The organism is Arenimonas sp. (assembly GCF_019459675.1).
GTDB lineage: Bacteria > Pseudomonadota > Gammaproteobacteria > Xanthomonadales > Xanthomonadaceae > Arenimonas.
In genome coordinates this window covers 1-3,433 of record NZ_JAIBFH010000247.1, presented here as the reverse complement: position 1 = coordinate 3,433, position 3,433 = coordinate 1, and the positions used below count along the sequence as shown (strand labels likewise).

The window sequence follows — 3,433 nt, the reverse complement described above, 5'->3', positions numbered from 1 at the left end:
GGGTGGGGGGGGCGTCGTTTCGGGGTCATTGAAAGCCGCGACGGGCGCGACCCCGGACGCGCGGGCTGGCGGCGCCCCGTTTCCGCGCTGATACTACGGCCACGGAGGAACCCATGACCCAAGCCCTGCACGTGATCATCCTGGCCGCCGGCGAGGGCAAGCGCATGAAGTCGCGCGCGCCCAAGGTGCTGCAGCCCATCGCCGGCAAGCCCATGCTTGCGCACGTCATCGCCGCCGCCCACTCGCTGGGCGCGGCCGGCGTGCACATCGTCTACGGCCATGGCGGCGACCAGGTTCGCGCGGCGTTCGCCGATGAAGCCGACCTGCGCTGGGCCGAACAGGCCCAGCAGCTGGGCACCGGCCACGCCGTGCAGCAGGCCATGCCTGAAGTGCCCGACCAGGCCCGGGTGCTGGTGCTGTATGCCGACGTGCCGCTGATCACGGTGGCCACGCTGCAGCGCCTGTTGGCCGCCGGCGGCGACCGTGCCGCCGTGCTTACCGAAACCCTGGCCGACCCGACGGGTTACGGCCGGGTGGTGCTGGACGGCAATGGCGACGTGCTGGCCATCGTCGAACAAAAGGACGCCGACGAGACGCAGCGCGCCGTGCGCCTGGTCAATACCGGCGTCATCGCCGCGCCGGCGGCTGACCTGCGCCGCTGGCTGCGCCGCCTGGGCAACAACAACGCCCAGGGCGAGTACTACCTCACCGATATCTTCGCGATGGCGCGTGCCGACGGCCATCCGGCCGCCCAGGTGGGCTGCAATGTCGCGGGCGAAGCGGAAGGCGCCAACGACCCGGTGCAGTTGGCCAGCCTGGAGCGTGCGTTCCAGCGCCGCGCCGCCGAGGCGCTGATGCGCCAGGGCGTGCGCATCGCCGACCCGGCGCGCTTCGACCAGCGCGGCAGCGTGGAAGTGGGCATGGACGTGGAGCTGGACGTCAACGTGGTGCTGGAAGGGCGCGTGCGCCTGGGCGACGGCGTGCGCATCGGCCCGTTCTGCCGCCTGCGAAACGTGGACCTGGCCGCCGGCACCGTGGTCAACGCGCACTGCGACCTGGACGGCGTGGTGGCGCGCGGTGCGTGCACCATCGGCCCGTTCGCGCGGCTCCGGCCCGGCACCGACCTTGCCGACGGCGTCCACATCGGCAACTTCGTCGAAACCAAGAAGGCGCGCCTGGGTCCGGGCTCGAAGGCCAACCACCTGAGCTACCTGGGCGACGCCGAGATTGGCGCCGCGGTGAACATCGGCGCCGGCACCATCACCTGCAACTACGACGGCGTGAACAAGTTCACCACCACCATCGGCGACGGTGCGTTCATCGGCTCGAACTCGGCGCTGGTGGCACCGGTGGAGATCGGCGAGGGCGCCACCATCGGCGCCGGATCGGTGATTACCAAACCGGCGCCGGCGGGCAAGCTGTCGGTGGCGCGCGGTCGCCAGGCCACGCTTGAAGGCTGGCAGCGGCCCACCAGGAAACCCTGACGCCGCACCGGCGCGATGCCGCGGCGCTTACCGCCAGGTGCCTTGAGCGGCTTCAGGCCAGCTGGGCGTCGACGACGGGGATCACCATCGCCACGATCAGGCCACCGTCGCTGCGGTTGCCCAGGCTGATGCGGCCGCCGTGAGCTTCGGCGATCTCGCGCGCCAGCGCCAGGCCCAGGCCGGTGCCGCTGCGTTTGGTGGAATAGAACGGCACCAGCGCGTTCGCCAGCACGGCGTCGCTCATGCCGCTGCCGCGGTCCATCACCTCGATGCGCAGCTGGCCGGGCTGGCGTCGCACGCGCAGGCTCACCTGGTCGGCGGCCGAACCTGATTCATGGGCATTCTTGAGCAGGTTCAGCAGCGCCTGTTCCATCTGCGGCACGTCCAGCCGCGCGGTGTCGGCGGGCAGTGCCTCATCCAGCGTGAAATCGATCTGGCTGCGCAGCCGGGCCACGAACTCCGGCCACTGCAGCGCCTCAAGCCGCGGCGCGGGCAACTTGGCGAAGTGCGCATAGCCGCGGATAAAGCCCTCCAGGTGGCGCGCACGCTCTTCGATGGTGCCGAACACCGACACCAGCCGATCGTATTGGCCGCGGCGCGTGAGTTCGGCGCCCGAATGGGCCAGCGACGCCATGGGCGCCAGCGAATTGTTGAGTTCGTGGCTGATCACGCGGATCACCTTCTTCCACGTCTGCACTTCCTGCCGGCGCAGCTCGGCCGTCAGCTGGCGCAGCATCAGCAGCAACTGCACGCGGCCGTTGAGCCGGAATTCGCGGCGGGCGATGTGCCAGGTCTGTTCGTCGTCGCCGTCGCCTATGGCGAACAGGCCGTCGCGTCCGGACTGCACCGCGTCCCGCAGCGGTTCGGGCACCGACGCCAGCAGCGCGTCCAGCACGTGCCCTTCGAGCCTGCGGCCGGCGTTGAACTCGCGCCGCGCCGCCAGGTTGGCGTAGCTCACGCGGCCCGACGAATCCACCAGCACCATCGCCACCGGCGTGTTCTGCACCATGGTGTCGAGCAGCAGCTCGCGCTGCACCAGGCCCAGCCGCTGCTCGCGCAGCGCATCGCCCAGGGCGTTGTGGGTGGCCACCAGTGCGCCCAGTTCGTCGCTCACCGGCCACGACAGGCCGAAGCTGAAGTCACCGTCGCGGTAGCTGTCCACCGTGCCCGACAGGGCGCGGAACAGGGACAGCATCGGCTGCACCACCCGCCGCATGGCCACGGCCAGCACCGGCAGCATCACCAGCAGTGCGATGGCGAAGGCCGCCAGCGGCGAACCGATCCACGCCTGCAGCGCCAGCGCCAGCGCTATGCCTGCGGCCAACAGCGCGAACGCCACGCCGGCCAGCCGCCCCGCCAGCGACACGCGCGCCCGTCGCGTCTTCGCCATCTCAGCCGCGCCCGATGCCCAGCCGCTCCAGGCGCCGGTAAAGCGCCTGGCGGCTGAGGCCCAGTTCGGCCGCTGCCTGCGCCAGCACGCCGTTGGCGCGCGCGATGGCGGCCTCGATGGCGGCGCGGTCGGGCTCGGCGTCGGTGTTCGCCTGCGGTGCCGCGGGTGTCGCAACCGGCAGGCCCAGGTCAGCCACGCCGATCTGGGCGCCGGTGCCCAGCAGCAGCGCGCGCTGCAGGGTGTTCTTCAGCTCGCGCACGTTGCCGGGCCAGCGATGACGCAGCAGCGCCTCGCGCGCGGCTGCCGACAAGGGCTTCGCGCCGCCCAGGAAATGTTCGGCCAGCGGCAGGATATCGTCGGGGCGATCGGCCAGCGCCGGCACGCGCAGCTCGATCAGGTTGAGCCGGTAGTAAAGGTCTTCGCGGAACTGCCCGGCGCGGATCATCGCGGGCAGGTCGGCATTGGTGGCGCTGATCACGCGCACCTGCACCTGGCGTTCGCGGTTGCTGCCGAGGCGCTCGAAGCGGCCAGTCTCGAGCACGCGCAGCAGCTTCATCTG

3 protein-coding genes are annotated in these 3,433 nt (G+C 71.2%); 1 reads left to right on the top strand and 2 read right to left on the bottom strand.

All coding sequences use genetic code 11. The annotated features are described in order from the left end of the window. Positions 1 to 113: 113 nt before the first annotated feature. Positions 114 to 1,484, top strand: a complete 1,371-nt coding sequence (glmU, locus tag K0M70_RS08345) for a bifunctional UDP-N-acetylglucosamine diphosphorylase/glucosamine-1-phosphate N-acetyltransferase GlmU (RefSeq protein ID WP_290781341.1) — start codon at positions 114 to 116, stop codon at positions 1,482 to 1,484. Between the two features lie 52 nt (positions 1,485 to 1,536). On the opposite strand, the gene K0M70_RS08340 is transcribed toward glmU, so the two are convergent. Together K0M70_RS08340 and K0M70_RS08335 are read right to left on the bottom strand one after the other, a co-directional pair. Further along, positions 1,537 to 2,874 carry an ATP-binding protein gene (locus K0M70_RS08340; RefSeq protein ID WP_290781340.1) on the bottom strand — a complete coding sequence of 446 codons (1,338 nt, stop codon included), beginning with the start codon at positions 2,872 to 2,874 and terminating at the stop codon, positions 1,537 to 1,539. A 1-nt stretch (position 2,875) separates the two neighbouring features. Beyond that, the coding region (locus K0M70_RS08335) for a sigma 54-interacting transcriptional regulator (RefSeq protein WP_290781339.1) at positions 2,876 to 3,433 on the bottom strand (558 nt) is incomplete at its 5' end.

Excerpts from the sequence above, each read along its gene's own strand:
- K0M70_RS08340 (WP_290781340.1), bottom strand. The coding sequence starts at position 2,874 with ATGGCGAAGACGCGACGGGCGCGCGTGTCGCTGGCGGGGCGGCTGGCC.
- glmU (WP_290781341.1), top strand. The coding sequence starts at position 114 with ATGACCCAAGCCCTGCACGTGATCATCCTGGCCGCCGGCGAGGGCAAG.